18 protein-coding genes and 1 pseudogene are annotated in these 21,159 nt (G+C 48.3%); 17 read left to right on the top strand and 2 right to left on the bottom strand.

Going from position 1 to position 21,159, the window contains the following annotated elements; genetic code table 11:
* Positions 1-1,091: 1,091 nt before the first annotated feature.
* Together BDD30_RS03945 and BDD30_RS03950 are read left to right on the top strand one after the other, a co-directional pair.
* A pseudogene (locus BDD30_RS03945) lies at positions 1,092-1,261 on the top strand (IS30 family transposase); the annotation flags it as partial.
* Between the two features lie 448 nt (positions 1,262-1,709).
* Entirely contained in the window at positions 1,710-2,075 is a 366-nt protein-coding gene (locus BDD30_RS03950; RefSeq protein WP_231849195.1) for a POTRA domain-containing protein, read from the top strand.
* Positions 2,076-2,098: 23 nt separating this feature from the next.
* Here the strand turns inward: BDD30_RS03950 and BDD30_RS03955 are convergent, their stop codons facing one another.
* On the bottom strand, positions 2,099-3,031 hold the full coding sequence (locus BDD30_RS03955) for an IS3 family transposase (protein WP_121302549.1): 933 nt from the start codon (positions 3,029-3,031) through the stop codon (positions 2,099-2,101).
* Positions 2,941-3,447 carry a helix-turn-helix domain-containing protein gene (locus tag BDD30_RS03960; RefSeq protein ID WP_012776365.1) on the bottom strand — a complete coding sequence of 169 codons (507 nt, stop codon included), beginning with the start codon at positions 3,445-3,447 and terminating at the stop codon, positions 2,941-2,943. Before BDD30_RS03960 ends, BDD30_RS03955 begins: the two co-directional genes overlap by 91 nt.
* On the opposite strand from BDD30_RS03960, the gene BDD30_RS03965 reads away from it, so the two are divergent.
* The 15 genes from BDD30_RS03965 to BDD30_RS04035 all read left to right on the top strand — a co-directional run bounded on the left by BDD30_RS03965 (position 3,416) and on the right by BDD30_RS04035 (position 20,975).
* The gene (locus BDD30_RS03965) at positions 3,416-4,822 is read left to right on the top strand and encodes a ShlB/FhaC/HecB family hemolysin secretion/activation protein (RefSeq protein ID WP_407946583.1); all 1,407 of its coding nucleotides are present in this window, start codon (positions 3,416-3,418) and stop codon (positions 4,820-4,822) included. The two genes, BDD30_RS03960 and BDD30_RS03965, sit on opposite strands and share 32 nt — an antisense overlap.
* Positions 4,823-4,878: 56 nt before the next feature.
* Positions 4,879-13,899: a hemagglutinin repeat-containing protein gene (locus BDD30_RS03970; RefSeq protein ID WP_015833630.1), complete on the top strand. Its 9,021-nt coding sequence runs from the start codon at positions 4,879-4,881 to the stop codon at positions 13,897-13,899.
* A 2-nt stretch (positions 13,900-13,901) separates the two neighbouring features.
* The gene (locus tag BDD30_RS03975; RefSeq protein WP_015833629.1) at positions 13,902-14,453 is read left to right on the top strand and encodes an immunity 42 family protein; all 552 of its coding nucleotides are present in this window, start codon (positions 13,902-13,904) and stop codon (positions 14,451-14,453) included.
* 187 nt (positions 14,454-14,640) lie between these two features.
* Positions 14,641-15,318: a hypothetical protein gene (locus BDD30_RS03980; RefSeq protein WP_015833628.1), complete on the top strand. Its 678-nt coding sequence runs from the start codon at positions 14,641-14,643 to the stop codon at positions 15,316-15,318.
* The gene (locus BDD30_RS03985) at positions 15,315-15,566 is read left to right on the top strand and encodes a hypothetical protein (protein WP_041381720.1); all 252 of its coding nucleotides are present in this window, start codon (positions 15,315-15,317) and stop codon (positions 15,564-15,566) included. Before BDD30_RS03980 ends, BDD30_RS03985 begins: the two co-directional genes overlap by 4 nt.
* A 40-nt stretch (positions 15,567-15,606) precedes the next feature.
* The gene (locus tag BDD30_RS24005) at positions 15,607-16,260 is read left to right on the top strand and encodes a hypothetical protein (RefSeq protein ID WP_147408119.1); all 654 of its coding nucleotides are present in this window, start codon (positions 15,607-15,609) and stop codon (positions 16,258-16,260) included.
* The gene (locus BDD30_RS03995; protein ID WP_015833626.1) at positions 16,257-16,475 is read left to right on the top strand and encodes a hypothetical protein; all 219 of its coding nucleotides are present in this window, start codon (positions 16,257-16,259) and stop codon (positions 16,473-16,475) included. The genes BDD30_RS24005 and BDD30_RS03995 overlap by 4 nt, the downstream gene beginning before the upstream one ends.
* 217 nt (positions 16,476-16,692) lie before the next feature.
* Positions 16,693-17,481 carry a toxin C-terminal domain-containing protein gene (locus BDD30_RS04000; RefSeq protein ID WP_041381718.1) on the top strand — a complete coding sequence of 263 codons (789 nt, stop codon included), beginning with the start codon at positions 16,693-16,695 and terminating at the stop codon, positions 17,479-17,481.
* A 3-nt stretch (positions 17,482-17,484) separates the two neighbouring features.
* Complete coding sequence (locus BDD30_RS04005) at positions 17,485-17,940, top strand: hypothetical protein (protein WP_015833624.1); 456 nt, start codon at positions 17,485-17,487, stop codon at positions 17,938-17,940.
* A gap of 50 nt (positions 17,941-17,990) precedes the next feature.
* On the top strand, positions 17,991-18,614 hold the full coding sequence (locus tag BDD30_RS04010; RefSeq protein WP_015833623.1) for a hypothetical protein: 624 nt from the start codon (positions 17,991-17,993) through the stop codon (positions 18,612-18,614).
* Entirely contained in the window at positions 18,611-18,853 is a 243-nt protein-coding gene (locus tag BDD30_RS04015) for a hypothetical protein (protein ID WP_015833622.1), read from the top strand. Before BDD30_RS04010 ends, BDD30_RS04015 begins: the two co-directional genes overlap by 4 nt.
* A 16-nt stretch (positions 18,854-18,869) precedes the next feature.
* A complete protein-coding gene (locus tag BDD30_RS24010) occupies positions 18,870-19,607 on the top strand; it encodes a hypothetical protein (RefSeq protein WP_015833621.1) in 738 nt (245 codons plus the stop codon).
* Positions 19,604-19,870 (top strand): hypothetical protein, encoded by a 267-nt coding sequence (locus BDD30_RS04025; protein ID WP_041381715.1) that lies wholly within the window; start codon positions 19,604-19,606, stop codon positions 19,868-19,870. The genes BDD30_RS24010 and BDD30_RS04025 overlap by 4 nt, the downstream gene beginning before the upstream one ends.
* A 210-nt stretch (positions 19,871-20,080) precedes the next feature.
* Positions 20,081-20,293, top strand: a complete 213-nt coding sequence (locus BDD30_RS04030) for a hypothetical protein (RefSeq protein ID WP_041381714.1) — start codon at positions 20,081-20,083, stop codon at positions 20,291-20,293.
* Between the two features lie 232 nt (positions 20,294-20,525).
* The gene (locus tag BDD30_RS04035; RefSeq protein ID WP_015833618.1) at positions 20,526-20,975 is read left to right on the top strand and encodes a hypothetical protein; all 450 of its coding nucleotides are present in this window, start codon (positions 20,526-20,528) and stop codon (positions 20,973-20,975) included.
* Positions 20,976-21,159: the final 184 nt, after the last annotated feature.

The raw sequence follows: 21,159 nt of genomic DNA on the forward strand, positions 1-21,159 counted from the left end.
TCAAAATACTCAGGTACTGGATGCCATAGCCCGGTTAATAACAACCAATGAGCAATTCTTCGACGTTAATTTCCTCGATAACGGAATAAATAATTCATCTTATGACCCTGGAATAAGACATTCTTTTTTATTCCTGCTTTTGGATAAACACCGTTAATTTGCTCCAATTTTTATTATCTGATGCTGAATTCCATAATAAAGAATGGAATCGTTAACTGCATTGATTCTGCATAAACATCAAATCATTGTTATATCCGTTATACCCTTCATCCTTCAAGTTGCTGCTTTGTTGGCTGCTTTCACTCACCCCAGTCACATAGTTATCTATGCTCCTGGGGATTCGTTCACTTGCCGTCGCGCTGCAACTCGAAATCCATTGGGTATATACCCTTCATCCTTCAAGTTGCTGCTTTGTTGGCTGCTTTCACTCACCCCAGTCACATAGTTATCTATGCTCCTGGGGATTCGTTCATTTGCCGCCGCGCTGCAACTCGAAATCCATTGGGTATATAATTTATCCACTTTATATTAATATCCAATTAAAATTATTTTAAAAAGATATTAAACCTTGAAAAAAATAATTCATCTTAAATTATCAAAATGTTACTTTAATAATCGCCTGTAAAGTATTCCTTCCATTTTGATAAGGAACGAACACTTCAAACGCCAAATACAACCTATGCAATATTGATAAAAAAACTTGTAGGTTCAATTAGGTAAAATATAACATTAAATTAAAATAATTCATAATACATTATTTTTCAACGGCAAAAATATGCCGTCTACGTAAATATCACAAACAGGAAAATACAAATTAAAAACAATTTAATTAAACATTACATTGCAATAATTAGATCATGAAAAAATATAATACCAGTTATATTCAATACCATAAATAAATAATTTTAAAATAAAATAACTTGGCGTATTCGACTAATAAGTGCAATTTTTCAGAAGAGCGATCCGTTGCTAATAGCAAAAATCTTGCTCGCCAAAGGCAAATGCACTATGACCGATACATAATTGACCGAAACAGAAAAATACCCGATTTCCTGTTTAAAAAAGCCGTAAAAATAACACCGAAAATAAAAAATGGGTTAATTAGACAATACTTTCCAAAGGGAACTGATTTTAATGAAGTTTCTGCTAAGGAAATAAATATTGTGGTAAACCGATTAAATAATCGTTCCAAAAAACACGAACTGGGAAAACATCGAATGAATTATTTAAGAGAATACGAATATATTCACTTCCAGATTAACAATATTAAACTTATTATGTGAATCTACCACCCCCAACAGAAGAACGTGCAGCATAAAACGTTTCAACCATCAGAACAACGGAATCGGCACTAATGTATCGTCAGACAAGGGTAAATAGTTTTACCTATTCAGGTAATGACGAAAATCCTCTTTATTGCAAGTGACTTTTTCCGGTAATGAGACCTATTTTTGTGACGCACATCACAAAATAAAACAAAACAATGAAATTAATTTGAAATTATTACTATTGATTATTAAATAACTAATATTAATGTATTTTTTATACGATTTGTAACGCAATAATAACATGAGTCTATTTTTTGACTAAAATATAACCCCTTGTTTTTGCTGATATCTTAACCACTCCCCCGCTTTTAGTTGCCTGCGTGACAATAAACCTCAAACATTGATCGCTAAGTTAAATTTATGGTTAATACCGCTTCGTAATTGTGGAATAGACGTACAATGAAAAGCAGTATTTTGGTATTAACGGTTTTTTGTCGCCTGGCTTCAGGCAGTCAGGCCGCCGACCTCTCAGAGCAACAACTCATTCATCAACAGGCCCGTCAGCAAGCGCTGGAGGCCCAATTAGCCCCACCGCCTGAAGCGGTTCGCCTGTCTGTACCGGAAAAAACCGTGCCCACCGCCTTTCCGACGGAAGCCCGTTGCTTTCCCCTGACCCGGGTTATTCTGACAGGCACAGAGAACTTCCCGCACTGGCTGCCCCTGACGCGACTGGCTCTACAGGGCGAACACCATTGCCTCGGCACTCAGGGCATTAACCAGCTGATGAACCGGCTGCAAATGAACTGACCCCAGAAAGTTGGACATTTTAGTTAAACGGCGTGTAAGGCCTGGTTTCGATATTCTATCGGAGTTAGGCCTTTTAATTTCACCTTGATCCGTTTTGTATTGTAATATTCAATGTATTCTTCTATTTTTTCAATCAGTTCATCCGCACTTTTAAAGTGCTGCTGGTGATACATTTCTGTTTTGAGTAAGGCAAAAAAGTTTTCTGCCATCGCATTATCCAAACAGTTCCCTTTCCTCGACATACTTTGTTTAATATCTTTATCAGCAAGTTGCTTTTGATAAGCCCTATGCCGATATTGCCAACCTTGATCACTGTGAATGAGTGGCTTAGAGTGAGCATCTAGCCCATCTAATGCCCCTTTTAGCATCTCTGTCACTAAAGGCAGACTCGCCTTTTTCGCCACGTTGTAAGCGATAACTTCTTGATTAAATAAGTCAATAATAGGTGATAGATAGACTTTTTGTTCATTCACTTTAAATTCCGTCACATCCGTTACCCATTTCTCATTAGGTTTTGTCGCGCGAAAATCTCTTGCCAACCAATTCGGTGCTGTTTTTCCAACTTCCCCACGATAAGAACGATATTTCTTCGGCCTTACCGTGGATTTTAGGTTTAATTGCCCCATTAATCGTTGGACTGTTTTATGATTGATTTTAAAGCCATTTTTTCTCAATGCTAAATGAATGCGGCGATAGCCATAACGACCTTTATGCTCATGATAGATAGTTTTAATCATCTCTATTTCTTGTTCATAAGCACGCGTTTTTTTAAGCGCTTGGCATTGATAGTAAAACACGCTTCTTGCAAGATTAATGGCACAAAGTAAGTGCTTTAATGGATATTTCTTTTTAAGAGCTAAAACAATTAACGCTTTTTCTTTGCTAGTGGGCGTTTCTTCTGTTCCAGCTCTTCTAACTTTTTTAGGACAGCATTTTCTGCACGCAAATAAGCTAATTCTTCTTTAAGTTCCTCAACTGTCATTTTGTCATCAGACTTCGGCGGGGTTTTAGGTCGGGATTTCATTGGGGGTCTTCCTCGCTGATGACTTTCGAGTCCTTTGATACCGGTTTCATTATACTTATCAAGCCAGACTGATAAGGTACCTGGAGTCGTTAAATTGAGAACTGCACTAGTGTGAGTGAGAGACCAATCATGTGTCCACATTAATTTTAAAGCTTGGAATTTTGTTACAGCACAAAGAGAGTGAGACGTTGGCAAAAAGGCGTTATCGCCATGAATGGCAACAACTTGAGCCCAGTATCGAATTTGTCGAGAAGAGATTGAATATTCCGCTGATAGCTTATCCGATGTGTTACCTGCTAGACATCGTTTAGCAATAATGATTTTTAGTTCACGACTATATTTAGACATAAAAAAACCCCCAGTAAGTGGTTGTCCAACTATTGGGGGTCACTTCAAAAACCGGCTTATTGATTCCGGCTATGTCACCAGCCGAATACTGGCCCCCGCTCAGGATCTGAGTACCGGGACTTTAACGCTGGTTGCGATACCGGGCAAAATCCGGCACATCCGTTACACCCCTGACAGCGGAAATTATATCCAGCGAATCACCCCGTTCCCCGCCAGAGAAGGCCAGCTATTGGATTTACGGGATATCGAACAGGGACTGGAAAACCTGCAACAGGTGCCGACCGTTCAGGCCAATATGCACATTGAACCGGATGCACAGCCGGGCGAGAGTGATATTGTGCTGGACTGGCGTCAGGCCCGACACTGGCGAGTCGCCGCTTATCTGGATGATTCAGGCACGAAAAGCACCGGACGCTATCAGGGCGGATTCACCTTCTTTCTGGATAACCCGCTGGCGTTAAGTGATTTATTCTATCTCTCTGCCGGACGCGATATTCACACCGCTGCCGGTCAGGGCAGCCAAAACGACACCCTGCATTACTCGGTGCCTGTTGGCTATTGGATGGCCGGCATAACCGCCAGCCATTACGATTATCACCAGACCATAGCCGGGCTGAATCAGCCGGTTCAATACCGGGGCAACAGCAACAACCTGTCAGTCCAGCTCAGCCGGGTTTTGTACCGTAACGACGACCAGAAAACCACACTTCACAGCGAAATCTATCGTCGCACCGCCCGCAATTTTATTGATGACACCGAAATTGAGGTTCAACATCGGGAAACCGCGGGCTGGAAGCTGGGTCTGTCCCATCGTCATGACATCGGCAGTGCCACGCTGGATACCCGCGTGACTTACCAGCGGGGGATGCGCTGGTTTGGCGCTCAACCGGCCCCGGAAGAGTCCCAAAATGCCGGAACCGCTTTATCAAAAATCACCCAGTTTTCCGCCACACTGTCCGGCCCCCTGAAGTTATTTTCCCAGCCTTTTTCTTATCAAACCCAGTACTTACGTCAGATAAGTACCACCCCGCTGACTCCCCAGGACCAATTCTCCATTGGCGGGCGCTGGACAGTGCGCGGCTTTGACGGCGAGCTGACCTTATCGGCTGACCGGGGCTGGTACAGCCGCAATGAACTGGATTGGCACACTCCGCTGCACGGGCAATCCCTGTATCTGGCGCTCGATTATGGCGAAGTGGGCGGACGAGGCAGTGAAGCCCTGCTCGGTAAACACCTGGCGGGCAGTGCACTAGGCTGGCGGGGCAGTCTGAAAAGGGTGAACTATGACCTGTTTGTCGGTGTCCCGCTGTCCAAGCCCGCCGGTTTCCAAACTTCCCCTGTCACCGCCGGATTCAATCTGTACTGGCAGTACTAATGACTCATTCAAAATAACCCGGCTGCCCGTGTGTAGCCTGTGCGTGGAGACCCCCCATGAACAAACAGTTATATCGTCTTATCTTTAACCGATCCCGAAATAGGCTGATGGTGGTGGCGGAGATTGCCCGGGCCGGGCAAGGCAGCACCGCGCGCCGTCGCGGTCGGCCATCGGCTCAACGGTTGTGTCGCCTTACCGCGTTCCAGTTCGGTTTATTGCTGGCCCTGGGCGGGATTTCACTCACCGCCCAGGCGGCGATTGTGGCCGATGGACAGGCACCGGGCCAGCAACAGCCGACCATTATCCCCAGTGCCAACGGCACGCCGCAGGTGAATATCCAGACCCCCAGCGCTGCCGGCGTGTCCCACAACACTTACCGCCAGTTTGATGTCGATAAACGCGGGGTTATCCTCAACAACAGCGCAAAGGCGACCGAGACCCAACTGGGCGGCATGGTCGCCGGCAACCCCTGGCTGGCTAAAGGGGAAGCCAAAGTGATCCTCAATGAAGTCAACAGCCGTGACCCCAGCCACCTCAATGGCTGGATTGAAGTCGCCGGGCGCAAGGCTGAGGTGGTGATTGCCAATCCGTCCGGGATTACCTGTAATGGCTGTGGTTTTATCAATGCCCATCGCACCACCCTGACCACCGGTGAAGCCCTGATGGAGCGGGGGCATCTGACCGGTTTTGACGTGAATCAGGGCGAAGTGCGTATTGAGGGGCAAGGGATGGACAGCCGGCAGCAAAATTACACGGACATCATTGCCCGCGCCGTTGCCCTCAACGCCAAATTACACGCCCAGAACCTGAAAGTGACCACCGGGCGCAATCGCGTGGATGCCGCACACCAGACCATCACGAAAAAATCCGCCGCTGAAGATGAGGCCCACCCACTGTTCGCGCTGGACAGTACGGCACTCGGCGGGATGTATGCTCATAAGATTCTGCTGATAGGCACCGAAGCCGGTGTCGGGGTGCGGAATGCCGGCGATATCGGCGTGCCCGCGGGGGAAGTCTTCGTCACCGCCGATGGCCGGATTGAGAACCGGGGCACAATCAGCAGCCGGGACGCGCTGCAATTAACCAGTACCGCCGGGATAGATAATCAGGGCAAACTGCTGTCGCAATCGACGGTCACTTTGCAGGCTGGGGGCCCACTGCACAACCGGGGCCGGATTGAGGCGCGGGGGGATATCACCGCCACCGCCCAGACGATACAGAGTGACCGCCACAGTGTCTGGGCCGCCGGACTGGATGATAACGGGAACACCACCCGCCCCGGCTCACTGACCCTGACCGCCCAGCAGGTTCAGGCTGGCGGGAAAAATCTGGCGACCCATACGCTGAATATTCACGGTCAACAGATTGACCTCAGCGGCAGTCAAACTGTAGCGGGCGACATTCAGCTGACGGCCAGTCAACCGGGCATCAGCACGGCACACGCCAGCGTTAACGCAGACCGTTTTACTGCCCATACCCCGGGCCAGTTTAATAATACCGGGGGGCAATTAACAGCGCGGGAAATCCATTTAACCACGCCCGATATCGCGAACCAGCAAGGAAAAATGACCCAGACCGGTCCCGGTGAACTGACCCTCCACACCCGGACCCTGAATAACCGGGGTGGCACCCTGTTTAATGCCGGATCACAGCTGACGATCACCACCGACCAGCTCGATAACCGTCAGGGCAACCTCGTCAATCAGGGGGATAACTTCCACCTGACCGCGCAAACCGCAGACAACACTCAGGGGCAAGTGCAACTGGCCGGCAACGGTCAGCTGTCCCTGACAGCCCAACACTGGCTGGGCCATCAGGGCAAACTGCTGACCAACGGCACGCTGACGATACAGGCTCACGATTTACAACTGAACCACGCCGTCACCACGGCGAATAAAATCACGGTAACCGCAGACACCCTGAACCATCAGGCCAGTGTCATGCAACAATCGGGCACCGATACCCTGGCCCTGACGGTCAACACGCTGAATAATCAGGGCGGCAAGATTGCCGGTAACGGAAACCTGAATGTTGAGGCAACCACAGTCGATAATCGCCATGGCAACATCGTGGCGGCTGAAAACGGCTCGTTGACATTGACGGTTAACGACACGCTGGATAACCAGAATGGCCGACTGGAAGCCGGTAACGATATCCAACTCACCGCGACCCAACTGGATAATCGCCGGGGAACCCTGGCGGCCTCTGGGGGCAGTGCCACGCTGACTATCGGGCAACAGATTCAGAACACCCACGGCCATATCGAAGCCAAAACCCGACTCACTACGACCAGTCAGGCTTTGGATAACACCGAGGGGACATTACTGGCGCAACACATCACCAGCCAGACGACCGGGCACCGCTTCACCAATACCGCCGGACAAGTGATCGCGCAAGATACCCTGACCTTACACAGTGGTGAGCTGGAAAACACCGCCGGACTATTACAGTCCGGGGGCGACATGACGGTGAAAACTCACGGTCACTGGCTCGCCAACACCGCCACGACGGACCAAAAAGGCGGCCAGTTATTGAGCGGCGGACACTTAACGCTGCATACCGGCGATATCGACAACACCGGCGGGATCATCGCCGCAGACGGCCACACTACCCTGACCAGCACCGCGCTTAACAATACCCGGGGACAGATAGCCGGCAATGGCGGACTGGACATTCACAGCCAGCAACTGACCAACCGTCAGGGCACCTTACAATCCGCCGATGCGCTGAATCTCGATACCGATGGACAGGGACTGGATAACCAGCAGGGCCGTATTCTCGGCGATGGCATCACCACCGTCACCAGCGGCCCGCTGGACAATCGCCACGGTCATCTGCAAGGCGGACAGTTGGTTATTGGCACCCGACAGGCGCAGACAGATAACCGGGACGGCAAATTGTTGTCGGCAGGTACGTTCAACCTGAAAACCCAGCAGCTCGACAATCGTCATGGGCAGGTGCAGGCGGTGGGCGACACCGTATTGAATGTTAAAACCCAAACCGATAACACCGGCGGCCTGATTCGTGGCGGTGCGCAATTGACCTTGAGCACCGCTCACCTGATTAATCGCGACACGGCGCAGACGGATAAAGGACTGGAAGCCCAAAACCTAACGGTTAGCACCCAACAGGCGGACAACAGTCAGGGCACTTTACGGGCAGCCGACCACCTGCAAGCGAATATCAGCCAGACCTTGAATAATACTCAGGGGCTGGTCTCCGCAGGCAAACAGCTCACTATCAACCGCGAGGCTCAGCAACCGCCTCTGAGGATTAACAACCAACAAGGCACCTTGATTGCCGGGAAACAGGTCGATATTCAGGCTAATACGCTCAGCGGTGACGGCCAACTGTTATCGCAGGGCGATATGGCGGTGACCTTAACCGAGGATTTTCACCATACCGGCAACACGGCGGCCAATGGCAATCTGACCCTGAAAACCACCGGCAATCTCCTCAATGACCGCCCGATAAAAGCCGGTCAGGCGCTGCATCTTGGGGCGCAAAATCTTACTAACAGCGCCACCGGTGAAATCAGCGCCGAACAAACGCAAATCAAGGTCCACGATACGCTGACCAATACCGGACTGATTGACGGCAACCTGACCCATCTTACGGCTCACACGTTGACCAACACCGGCACCGGACGGATTTACGGGGACCATCTCGCCCTCCAGACGGGGACCCTGAATAACACCGCGCACGCCGGCAACGCGGCGGTGATTGCCGCCCGTGACCGGCTGGCTATCGGCACTGACACCCTGAACAACCAGCATCATGCGCAAATTTACAGTGTGGGCGAGACGCATATCGGCGGCCAGCTGGATAACACCTTATCCGCCACCGGTCAGGCGCGTGAACTCACTAACCACGCCGCCACCCTCGAAGCCGGCGGTAATCTGACGATTGACGCCAACCAGCTCCACAACACCAACGCCGGGCTGGTGACTCAGGTCGCCGAAACCGAACACGCCCGGCATCACGATGCGGCGCTCAGCGGCCAGACTGCCCGCTATGACTGGTCGCAGGTAGACACCGCCCGGCGGGACAAATACGGCGTGCATACCGCCCGGATGCCGGACGGCAGCCGCAGCGATAACTTCTATGAGTATCAGTACACCCGTACCGTGACGGAAACGCAGGTCAAACACAGCGACCCGGGTAAAATTCTGGCCGGCGGCCATCTCACCCTTAACAGTGCAAACGTGACTAACCACGACAGCCAAATTATTGCCGGTGGCGCGCTGACGGGCACGATTGGCGAACTGCACAATCTCGCCACGCAGGGCGAACGTATCACCACCGAGACCGGCAGCCAGACCCACTGGTACGCCAAGAAAAAACGGAACAAACTCGGCATCGGCGGCACCAAAACTTCGCAGGGAAAAAGTCGCAGTGGTTATAACCCTGCGCCGGTGGTAGAAACGATTGACCTGAAAACGCTGGCCTGGCAGGACCATGCCCGTCCACAGAACACCGATATCACGATTACGGACCGACAGACCGGCCAAATTCACGCGGCTCCCACGGCGGTGAAACCGGTGAGCGGGATAAACGACCAGCCGCGGGTCTTGCCACCTGGTCAACCGTTTGAACTGAGTTTGCCCCCAGAAACGGTGAAAGGGCAACCCATCGACCCGGTGATACGTGTCGTGACCCCCAATACCCGCCTGCCGGATAACAGCCTGTATACGGTGCAACCGGCCAGTGACAGCCACTATCTGGTCGAGACCGACCCGAAATTTACCCAGTATAAACAGTGGCTGGGCTCGGATTATATGCGGCAACAGTTAACGCACGACCCGGCGCTGGTGCACAAACGCCTGGGCGATGGGTTCTATGAACAGCGACTGGTGCGGGAGCAGATTACCCAGCTGACCGGCCAGCGCTACCTGCCCGGTTACCATAACGATGAAGCGCAGTTTAAGGCGCTGATGGATGCCGGAGTGGCTTTCGGTAAGGAACAACAACTCACCCCCGGCATTGCCCTGAGTCCGGCCCAGATGGCGCTGCTGACCGCCGACATTATCTGGCTGACCAACCAGACGGTGACTCTGCCGGACGGCAGCACGCAGGTGGTGACGGTGCCCCAGGTTTACGCCCGGGTGAGACCCGGCGACCTGAGCGGAGACGGCGCTTTACTGGCCGGTAATACCGTGGCCCTTAACAGTCAGGGCGATATCACCAACAGCGGCACGATTAGCGGGCGTGACGTTACCCAATTGACGGCCAACAACCTGACCAACAGCGGCTTTATTCGCGGCGGTAAAGTGGATGTGACGGCCCGGCAGGACATCACCAACCGGGGCGGCCAGATTCAGGGAGATGACCGGGTAACGTTGAAAGGTCGCGATATCACCAGTGCATCAACTGTGCGCGGGGATGAGACTAACCGCGGGTTGGACCGTCCGGCGGGGATTTATGTGCAGAACGACCAGGGCACCCTGTCGCTGAGTGCCATCAACAATGTGCAATTAACCGCCAGTGAGGTGAAGAACGCCGGTAAAGACGGTCGCACCGAGATAACCGCCGGCCATAACCTGACGCTGGATACCCTAAGCACGCACCGTACAGAACAGGGCGACTGGGGGAAAGATAACTATCGCCATCTGAGCCAACAGCAGGATATCGGCAGCCAGATAACCGGCGCCGGTGAGGTGACTCTGCAAGCCGGGCAGGATTTGACCGCTACCGCCGCCCACGTCAATGCCGGTCAACAATTGACGGCGCAGGCCGGAAATAACCTGACATTGACAACCGGTACCGCCTCATCCGACTTAGTGGAGCACAGTAAGCAAACCAGCAAAGGCTGGCTGTCCAAGTCGTCAGTGGAAACCCACGACGAAGTGCATGACCGGCAGGCGCTCAGTACCACCTTCAGCGGCGATAAAGTGACTTTACAGGCCGGTAAAGACCTGCATATCCGCGGCAGCAATGTGGCGGGCACGCAGGATGTCCGCCTGAACGCCGGTCATCAGCTGACCGTCACCACCGCCGCAGAATCTCACGGTGAAACCCATTTGCGGCAGGAGAAAAAATCGGGCTTGATGGGCACGGGCGGTATTGGTTTCACATTAGGCCAGGCCAGCCAGAAAGTCACCACGGACAGCGACAGCCAGCGGAATAAAGGCAGCACCGTGGGCAGCAGCCAGGGCCATGTCACCCTCAATGCCGGTACCCAGCTCAACCTTCACGGCAGTGACCTGGTGGCCGGCAAGGACATCACCCTGACCGGCCAGAACGTGAATATCACCAGTGCGGCAAACCATCACACTACCCTGACCAAAACCGAACAGAAACAAAGTGGCCTGACGGTGGCGCTGAGTGGCACGGCAGGCGGCGCCCTCAACAGTGCGGTGCAGACGGCCCGGGCCGCGCAGCAAACCGAAGACCCGCGCCTCAAAGCCCTGCAACACACTCAGGCCGCCCTCAGTGGGGTACAGGCGACACAGGCTGCCCGGCTGGCCGAAGCCCAGGGCAGTGATAAAGGCAATAACACCCTGGCCGGGGTGAGCCTGTCCTACGGTCGTCAGTCTTCCCGTTCAGAACAGCAGCACCAGCAGACTACCCAACAGGGCAGCCACCTGACCGCCGGGGATAACCTCACGATAACGGCGCACGGTGACGATAAAGGGGCATCCGGTCCGAACGGCGATATCCGCATTCAGGGCAGCCAGTTACAGGCGGGCAAAGACCTACAACTCAATGCCAGTCGGGATATTCAGCTCTCCGCCAGCCAGAACACCGAACAGACCACCGGCAAGAGCCGCAGTCACGGCAGCGCAATGGGCATGGGCGTCACCGCCGGCCCGGGCGGCACTGGCTTTACGGTGTCGGCCAATGTCAGTCGGGGCAACGGCCATGAAACCGGTCACGGTGTCAGCCACAATAACACCACGTTACAGGCGGGACAGACCGTTGAGCTGAACAGTGGCCGGGATACGACGCTGAAAGGGGCACAAGTCAGCGGCGAACAGATGACCGCTGAGGTAAAACGCCATCTGACACTCAGCAGCGAGCAGGACAGCCAGCGCTATGACAGCCAGCAACACAACGCCCGGGCCGGGGTCAATGCCACCGTAGGCCCGCTCACCAACGGCAACGGCACCCTGACTCTCAATGCCAGCCGCAATAAACTGCACAGCAATTACGATTCAGTGCAGGAGCAGACCGGGCTGTTTGCTGGTAAAGGCGGTTATCAGGTTAATGTGGGGGACCACACCCAACTGGACGGGGCCGTGATAGCGAGTCAGGCCGACAACGCGAAAAACACCCTCAATACCGGAACACTGGGCTTTAAAGATATTCAAAATAAAGCGGACTTTAGCGTTGAGCAGCAAAGTGCCGGCGTCAGCCTTGGTCAGCCAACCACCGGTCAGGTGCTGAATAATCTGGCGGTCAATGCGCTGACCGGCTCAAATAATCAGGGCCATGACCGCAGTACCACGCACGCAGCGGTCAGTGACGGCACCCTGATTATTCGGGATAAGGACCACCAGACGCAGGATATCGCGAACTTAAGCCGTGATACCGATAATGCGGCCAATGTCCTGAGGCCGATATTTGATAAGGAGAAAGCGCAACAACGGCTGAAACAGGCGCAACTGATGGGCGAACTCAGCGCCCAGATGACCGAGATAGCCGGCACGGAAGGGAAAATTATCGCCACCCAGGCGGCGAAAGCGAAACTCAATCATATCAGTGAACAGGATAAAGCCGATGCCAGAGAAAAGTTGATCAACGCAGGTAATAAAGCCCCCTCGCCAGCGGATATCAATAAGCAAGTTTATGACACCGCTTACACGCAGGCGTTGAATGACTCCGGCCTGGGGACCGGCGGCAAATACCAGCAAGCGTTACAGGCGGCCACGGCAGCCATTCAGGGGCTGGCCGGAAACAATTTGGGGCAAGCACTGGCCGGTGGTGCTTCGCCTTATCTGGCGGGCGTGATAAAAGAGCTAACCACCGACCCGCAAACCCATCAGGTGGATATCGCCACCAACACGCTGGCCCATGCGATTTTAGGGGCGGTAGCAGCGGAAGTCAGCGGTAACAACGCTGTGGCAGGAGCTGCCGGGGCCGCGTCGGGCGAGCTGGCGGCTCAGGTGCTGATAAAGCAGCTTTACGGCGACGCGGCTAAAGTCAGCGAGTTAACGGAGGAGCAGAAACAGACTATCAGTACCCTCTCCACCCTGGCAGCGGGACTGGCCGGCGGCATTGCCGGTGATTCTACGGCTAGTGTGCTCACTGGGGCGCAGGCTGGGAAGAACGCAGTCGATAATAATCACTTAAGCGTTGACCAGAATCGCTCAAGGAGCGAGGAACTGGTCAACTGTCAGGGAGATAGTAGTTGCCGTACGACGGTCAGGGATAAATATCGGCAGGAATATGACCGGGTTCAGGAGCGGATAGCAACTTGTTCAGGGGCTGACCAGTGCGTTGCGGTTGCCAAAGAATTGCGGGCATTACAGGGTGATTACAGTGCCCGGATGAGTGAAATTCAGGAAAAAGCCAGAATGCAGGGACTGGATTCCCTCACGCCAGCAGAAGTGCGGGAATGGGCTGATTTACGGGGTGCGATGTCGAATATTGACGCCTCCCGGAATTTGGTGCTCCATCGTGCCCAAGTCACCGGCGGCTCAGAAGAAACCACCCAGGAAATCGTGAAGATTATGGGGCAGACAGGGATTGCAGCATCTGCGGGGGTTGCAGGAGGGATCAGTAAAGCTGGCGCAAAAGGGGGTAAGGGAAGTGCTATACCGGCTCCTGATCCTGTGACAACTAATAATGGATTAGTGTATAAATCAAACCCTAAACATACTCCAGGACAAATAGGTTATCACCATAATGCCGGGACTGAACCTAAAAATTCGATCGAATTGTTTGGCAATTCAGTTGCAAGTGGTAAAAAAAGATACGCATTGGATAGTAATGGTAATGTACATCAATTTACCAATACTAATGATGGTACGTGGCATTGGTCCGGTAGCACAGGTGATAAAAGTGCGGCATTAAGCAAGAGCGACGTTCCATCAGACGTTAAAAAGAAACTTGGTTTACCTGGAAAATGGAGATAATTATGATTTTTGGTGATCCAAATCATTTTGCCATACTTATAGAGTATTTATCTGATTGGAGTACAGAAAATGGATATAGAAATGGCTTATTTCATTTTTGTATAGATGGAAAACTGTATCCAAATAGTGCGAAAGTAGCAACATTAGGAGGAGATATCCTTTGTTTATCTGATAGTAATGCTTTGATATTACCTGTTGAAAATAATAATATTTTCAATATGGAAAAAAAAGAAGCTTACTTCTCTATGTTAAAAACAATGTTGCCTGAACGGGCTGAACCAGAGAAAGAAGTATCAGACGATTTTGTTACTTCTTACAAATATCAAGCATCTACATATAATTTAGAAAATGACTGTTGTTATGTTTTTGCTGTATCTAATGGCAGTATGATAAGAATCTTAGGTGCAAAACTGAGTGTTTTAAATGGTAATGATGATGTTGGATATCATTGGGAGGAAATACTAAAACCACATGTTACTGATATTATTTTAGAAAAGGAAACAGTGAAAAACATTGTCACTTCTACAATAAATTATTATTACTGCCTAAAGTAAAATCCCCCCATGTGGACCGTACCCCAAATGTTGGATAACCATCTAACTCTAAAGGTGAGGTTCATCACATCAAGGCAAAGTGGCTTATCGAGCTGAAAAGTCGCGTCGGGGTGTTATTGGCCGGGAGTCAAACCGTACAGGGAAAAACAGGTTGTAACTGACTGAGTACCATAGAAAAAATAGGTGCTTGGCGGTCAACTTCGCACTGGAATGGGTTGTTGTCGACAATAACTCTTTAGCGAATGTACTGGCAGCGGCAGAAGCGAATAAAAAAGGCACAGTTGAAAAATGGCAACAGGACAAGCAAACCGAAATCCAGAAAGCCTGTAGTGGTAATACCCCGCTCTCTTGCCAAACCCTGGTTGCCGCAGAAGGGAGTATCTTGGCCTTGCCGTGGTTATCGGGAGCCGCTGCAACAACGGGCTTGATTGGTGCCGTAGCCAATACCGGTATCCAATATCTTGCTAATGGCAATGTCGACCCCAATGATGCTATTTTTGCGTATTGGACGGGGGTATTCACGGCTAATACTGGTCTGTGGGGCACAGTAGCCTGGAATGCGGGTATGGGGGCGGCTTCGAGCTATGTGAAAGGTGATGATCCGTTAAAAGGAGGCGTGATAAGCGGAGCCGCGTCTGGGATTGGTTATGGGGTAGGTAAACTGGCTCAAAATCCCCTGGAAAAATTCATTAATCCGAACTGGAAAAATTATGAATGGGTTGATATGGGAATGGGGATCTCGAAGTCATTACCTTTAAGTTCATTGCCGGGAGTTGCTGGTAATGTAGTTAGCTCAATTTCAACAGAATTCTCTAACGATCAGATAAACAAAGGAGTTAATAAGATCGAAGGAGAACATAAATGAATATATCAAAGAGAAAGTGGCTAATTATGCTAATTTATTTAGTAGTTGCCTGTATTGTGGTTGTAATCCTAGGAGCAATAATAGCAAAAATAGTTATCTGTACGTTTTATATGATTTTTTATGGCCTACCTTTTGGATTATCTAAAGTTGATGTTTTGTTATGCATCAAAGGTGGTTTTTATGGTGGTTCTGTTAGTGGAATAGGATGTTGGTTTAGATATTACTATTATTATAATTCACATAAATGAAACCAATTCCGTCACTTAAGCCAGAATTGATATTTTTGTTGTGGACAATAATGCCCTAGCTGTACCCATGCCACCGCCACCGATAGCGGGTTCAAACACGGGTGAAGCCGTGAACGAAGCCAATCAGACGATAGCCTCAGCTTTGGACAAGAAGTTGAAGGAGATAGGAGAGGCTGTAGATAAGGCGACTCAATGTTCATTTGGCCGGGTGTGTTCGTCAGATTATGTAGATGGTGAAAATCAACCTAATATATCAAAGGATCTGACAGATTCAGAGAAAGCCGAACTTGGTGGTTCAGGAACAGGAATTCCGGGAGGGCATGAGCCAGAAGATGAGCAAAATGCCCGAAATAACAATCATATTGGCAAATGGTCAATTGATGAATTGTCAAATGGAGCGAAATATACAGATCCTGCCTCAAAAAAAGGAGATTTGACACTTGCTGGTCGCTCTCTACAAAAACATGGCAGTCGGCCAGGTAGTGTTTTTCCAGAGGCTAGAGGAAATCCATCTGCAATAAATGAGCAAGGTCAAAAAATTGTAGATAGTATATTGAATGACCCGAACAAAAAGGTGATTCAAAGCAATACAGGACGATACGGCCAAGTTACTGATGTTATATCTTCTAATGGGCGTGGATTACGTTACGATGCTCAAGGTAGGCTTATAGGTTTTTTGGAACCACCGAAATGACAAATAAATTAACAGCACAAATAGCAAGTTTGCCAGATCGAGAAAATGTTGTTTACGAGATCTTTTGGGGCACAGATCAAGTAGCAGAAATCTCAAATGAACCTGAGCATGGTATGAGAATAGAGATTTTTTCTTGTCCGAATGGGGGAATATGGAACTTCGATTTTAGAGAATTCCGTGCTCTTGTAGAGCAAGTAGAAAAAAATCTCATCTAAATATTTATCCATCCCGATTTGTAAAAATCGGGACTGTTTTTTTAGCTTACTCTGTCAATATCATAATGGCGGCAGTAAAGTTAAGCGAACACTTATTGAACAGAACTGCTTTTTAACTGTATCTGGGTAAAGTGAACTGTTGGTCTAAAAAGTCGCGTCGGGGCGTTGTTGACCGGGTATTGAAGCGTACAAGGAAAAGCTGATGATAATTGACTGAGTGCCTGAGAAAAATCGGTATCCGGCGGTCAACTTCGCACTGGAATGCGTTGTTACTGACAATAATTTCTTGGGTAAACTGGTAACGGAAGGGTGTGCAATAGCTGCCCCATGCCGAGCCAAAGTAGCAGAGAAAGTCCTGGAGATAGGCGTTAAGGCGGGTATAACCGGAATAGTGGCAAAGGAAATTGCTGATAAGATTTCTTCAGAAGACTTAGACCATCTGATCATGCTTCAGATGATGGGAAATGATGAAATTACACAGCGTTACCTAAATACACTTCAGGATAAATACACTCGAGTTGCTAATCCAACTGATCTACCAACACATACCGGTGGTGATCAATCCGGTGATATCAGGAAATCCCCTAATCATACCGGTGGAAACCAACAGTTAGAGCCGGGTAGTATACCGAACCATACAGGCAATGAGGAAAATCGGTCTGGCATTGCACCAAATCATACCGGCAATACGGAAGGTAAGCCGGATACTGGCGGAAATACCACAATTACGCCGATCCCGGAAAAGCCGAATAAAGACGACTTGGCTTATCTGGCTCTGAAAGGAAAAGAAGCTCAAGAGGCAGCAGGGAAATTAGGCTTTGATCGGAGAATAGCGCCTCCTAAAGCACCATTTAATTCACATGGGCAACCTGTGTTTTTTGATGGTAAAACCTATATTACTCCCGATGTTGATAGCCATAATGTTACTAATGGCTGGAAAATGTTTGACCGTAGAGGCAAGCGAATGGGGACTTACGATAGTGATCTGAACAGAGTTAAGGACTGATTGATGTTTGGTATATTTCCCGGTGATGCACCCATCAGAGAAAACAATGAGCTAGTTCTGCCTGCAACAATTATTATTGATACATTTACAGAAGCAGTTCACATACCTTTATCTTATTGGAGCTTTGAGGATTACAAGCGGAGTTGGCGAACTTCTCTTGAAGAGGGTATACACAGTAAAAAGCCTGTGGCGCTAGCTGTATCAATGTATGAGCCTGATTACACAAATTTTATATTTATTTGGGTCATATATTTCGCAGGTGAGGAAGTTTTCTTGCAAAATAGCATTCTCTTTTTAGATGAGTGTCCAGATTTTACTCCTGAGAAGATAAATAACTTCATAGAGTCGCGTATTACGCACAATGAAGATGGGATGAAAATATCTGAATGGAATACTGATCTAAATAGCATTATAGATTTTTATAACAGTCTTAAAATTAATACAGAATCCCAGTCTTGAATTAGGATTTTTACTTTATTTTCCACTAAATTATAACTGACAATAATGCATTGAGTTTGCCCAAAGGGATGGCGGATTACGGTCGGTCAGCATCCAGTCTGGCTATTGCTATGTTAAATGAAGGTCAATCCCCGCAAGAGATTTCAGCAGCATTGTCAAAACATGCCAAAGGCGATCACCCGGCAGGACAAGATCCGGTAAGAGGATTGATAACAGCATGGGAAGCGGGAATGTCCACGGTAGCAGCACCACTGTTGCTACCATCAGGAGCAACGGTGGGAAGTATTTTTGCTGGCGGTATAATCAGTGGAACGGCCAATATTAGTAATCAGCTTACAAATGGTTCTGTGAACGTTACTGATGCCCTGATAGCCACGGGAACGGGAGCGGTAACGCAGGGCAAAGGGTTTTGGTTTACAGAAGTGGCGAGTATAACTGGTGCCTATGTCGGAGCGAAATTGCAGGGTAAAGATCCCGTTGCACCAGTAGCAGGTGCAGCGGTTGGTAATGTTGTAGGTGCAATTGGAGGGAAAATTATTACTGATAAACTCGCGCCAATGGTAGCCAATCCAATTAAAAGTGAAGTCGGCGGTGCTATCGGTGGAGCTTTAATTTCTGAAGCGGTAGGAAATCGAGTTGAAAATCAGTTAGATAAACGTGGGGGTGGTAAATGAAACATCAAAAAGCAACTTATCAGGCTCTTTTATTGCTTACCAGTCTATGGTTTATATTATTTTTTTGTATGGTTTTTATCACCAGCCTTATTCTAGCAACCATTTTTTATTTCAGAGATGGACAATTTTTCTTCACTTTAGAAGATGTTTATTATTCTTTTAAAATGGGTGCTAGTACAGGTATTCCCACAGGGATCGGTATCTGGATTATGTCTAGATTGAAAGAAAATAAAGATTGACAATAATGCCCTTAGCATGGGACGTCTGTTTGGTTCCGAAGGTGCTAAACATTTTGAAGGCGCGGGTTCACTGGCTCAAAAAATGGCTCAATCCGGGGCAACACCGGAAGAAATAAACGCAGCCTTAACTCACTACCTCAAAGGACAAGTCCCTGATGGTCAGGACCCGGCAAAAGGTTTGATTATTGCGTGGGGTAACTTCTTTGGCGTTCCGTTGGATGTCGTGTTATCAAATGAGCAGATGACACCACAGAAAGCGGCGGAAATTGTTGCCGGTGGGATACCCAGCAGTGAAGCGAAGTTAATACAGTTTGCGGCAGCAAAGGCGTATCTGTCTTTGAGCAAAGACCAATCAACGGAATTAGTTGGGGCGACAGGAAGTTCTCTAGCTGACAAGAATATTACTGGAAATAAGACGATAACTCCTTCTGAAAAATTAGAGTGGAATTCATGGCAACATTATCAAAAAACTACTGTTGATGGACGGCAATACGCCAAAATTGGTGATCGTCTTTACTCACAACATGCTGTAGATAGAATGCAACCTTCCGGTCTCGGCTCACCAGCTGGAACAACTGGAGCTGGTCGAAATGTGACACCTAATATCGTAGACTATGTAATTAAAAATGGTACTCCACAAAATAATGTTGTTAATGGTATTACTCGGACAACATATTGGAATGGTGATGTCGGTGTCGTTACTGAGAAAAATGGCAATGTAGTTGTGACAATTCTTCGTAGGAGTGCAAAATGAATGATTGGCTTTACCCTGAAATAATTGAGTGTCTGAAAGGATCTTGTAAGGACTTTCTTGAAGGAAAGATAACAATACAAGATATTCAGTTAGAGATTTATAAAGCAGAAAATCAAGTGGTTGCACTTGAAGAAAAGTGGTTTCGCACAATTTTATTTGATGCAGAGAATGAGATCGAACTATTGACCTATACAGTTGATGAAAAACAGCTGGATGAATCAGTAATATCTATAGTCAAAAACATTTTGACTAATATAGGATAATTCCAAGTAATTTCTTACCTCTTGAACGGATATCTAGTTCAAGAGGTAAGGTTTTTTTGAGATTGTTTGGGCAGCTGTTTTGTTCTACTCAGTCAGTATTAATCCATTGTGATAATACCTTATCCAGTCAATGGCAGCACTGGAAAATCAAATGGTTCAATATTCAGTCCTTCCAGACATTAAAGGTACAAAATAATATTTTGGGGAAAAATGATTAAATACAATCAGAAAATGGTTAGTTTTTTAGATGGATATGTCAAGGAAGAAATTGTAATACCAAAAATTCTTGCTGAACTCTTAAATCTCGGATTCACAGTAAGTTCAAATGGTTGTGTATTTTTTTCTTCTCTATGTCCTGTAGCTAGTGTGTCAAGCGAAAATAGAATTAATGGTCATGCAAATTTCTTTGATAAGACAGAATAGGAGTGCTTCTATAATGAAATAAGATTAAGTGACTATTTGGGAAACAATATTATAGATATTGCTCTAAAATTCGCTTCTCTTATTACTAAACTGGAACAAGACCTTCCCTCTTTTAAATTCGAACTTATTCTTGTATTTGATGACTTTGAAGGGGAAATCGATTCTGTTATTAAACTACATATGATGAGAGAAAATAGGGCTGTTAGTCGCTTGGAGGGCTGGTGCTTCTGCTGTGGGAGGGACTATAGTTGCCCCTGTTACTGGGGCGGCGGCAGTAATTGGTGGAGGTATTTTAGGCGGAGCAACAGATGCCACTAAACAGCTTTTAACGTTGAAACCAGGAGAACACTATAGTGCAACAGATACACTGATAGCGGTGGGAACAGGCGCATTAACTCAAGGTAAAGGAACGCTATTTAGCACCCTTGTTAATACAGGAGGCGCTTATTTAGGTAGTAAAGTTAAAGGAGAAGATCCTGCAACCTCAATGTTAGGCAATGCAGTTGGCACTATAGTTGGTAATAATAAAGTAGGCGGGAAATTTACTAATGAAATGCTCTCTAAAGGTTATTCTAATAAAGCTTCGGAAATTGGTGGGATCATTATCGGAAATTATGCGGGAACTGTGACGGATTACATTGCGGAAGAAGGAATGAAAAAAACACAAGGAAGAAAGAAATGAACAATAAAAGAGGCATTATTTTTAGACTAAAACAATTTATCTATTTAGTCTTGGGATGGGGGATCATTTTTTCAGTATGTTGCATGATTAGCATTCCCTTAACATACCTTATTATACTTTTTAAAGAGGGTTATCTTTACTGCTTTTCCACACTCGTAATAATTTATCATTCGAAAACATTAAA

The sequence above is a fragment of the Photorhabdus asymbiotica genome (genome assembly GCF_003634575.1).
Taxonomy (GTDB): Bacteria; Pseudomonadota; Gammaproteobacteria; order Enterobacterales; family Enterobacteriaceae; genus Photorhabdus; species Photorhabdus asymbiotica.

Excerpts from the sequence above, each read along its gene's own strand:
- BDD30_RS04030 (WP_041381714.1), top strand. The coding sequence starts at position 20,081 with ATGATTAAATACAATCAGAAAATGGTTAGTTTTTTAGATGGATATGTC.
- BDD30_RS03985 (WP_041381720.1), top strand. The coding sequence starts at position 15,315 with ATGAATATATCAAAGAGAAAGTGGCTAATTATGCTAATTTATTTAGTA.
- BDD30_RS04015 (WP_015833622.1), top strand. The coding sequence starts at position 18,611 with ATGAAACATCAAAAAGCAACTTATCAGGCTCTTTTATTGCTTACCAGT.
- BDD30_RS03975 (WP_015833629.1), top strand. The coding sequence starts at position 13,902 with ATGATTTTTGGTGATCCAAATCATTTTGCCATACTTATAGAGTATTTA.
- BDD30_RS03960 (WP_012776365.1), bottom strand. The coding sequence starts at position 3,447 with ATGTCTAAATATAGTCGTGAACTAAAAATCATTATTGCTAAACGATGT.
- BDD30_RS03995 (WP_015833626.1), top strand. The coding sequence starts at position 16,257 with ATGACAAATAAATTAACAGCACAAATAGCAAGTTTGCCAGATCGAGAA.
- BDD30_RS03970 (WP_015833630.1), top strand. The coding sequence starts at position 4,879 with ATGAACAAACAGTTATATCGTCTTATCTTTAACCGATCCCGAAATAGG.
- BDD30_RS24010 (WP_015833621.1), top strand. The coding sequence starts at position 18,870 with ATGGGACGTCTGTTTGGTTCCGAAGGTGCTAAACATTTTGAAGGCGCG.
- BDD30_RS03965 (WP_407946583.1), top strand. The coding sequence starts at position 3,416 with ATGATTTTTAGTTCACGACTATATTTAGACATAAAAAAACCCCCAGTA.
- BDD30_RS04005 (WP_015833624.1), top strand. The coding sequence starts at position 17,485 with ATGTTTGGTATATTTCCCGGTGATGCACCCATCAGAGAAAACAATGAG.
- BDD30_RS04025 (WP_041381715.1), top strand. The coding sequence starts at position 19,604 with ATGAATGATTGGCTTTACCCTGAAATAATTGAGTGTCTGAAAGGATCT.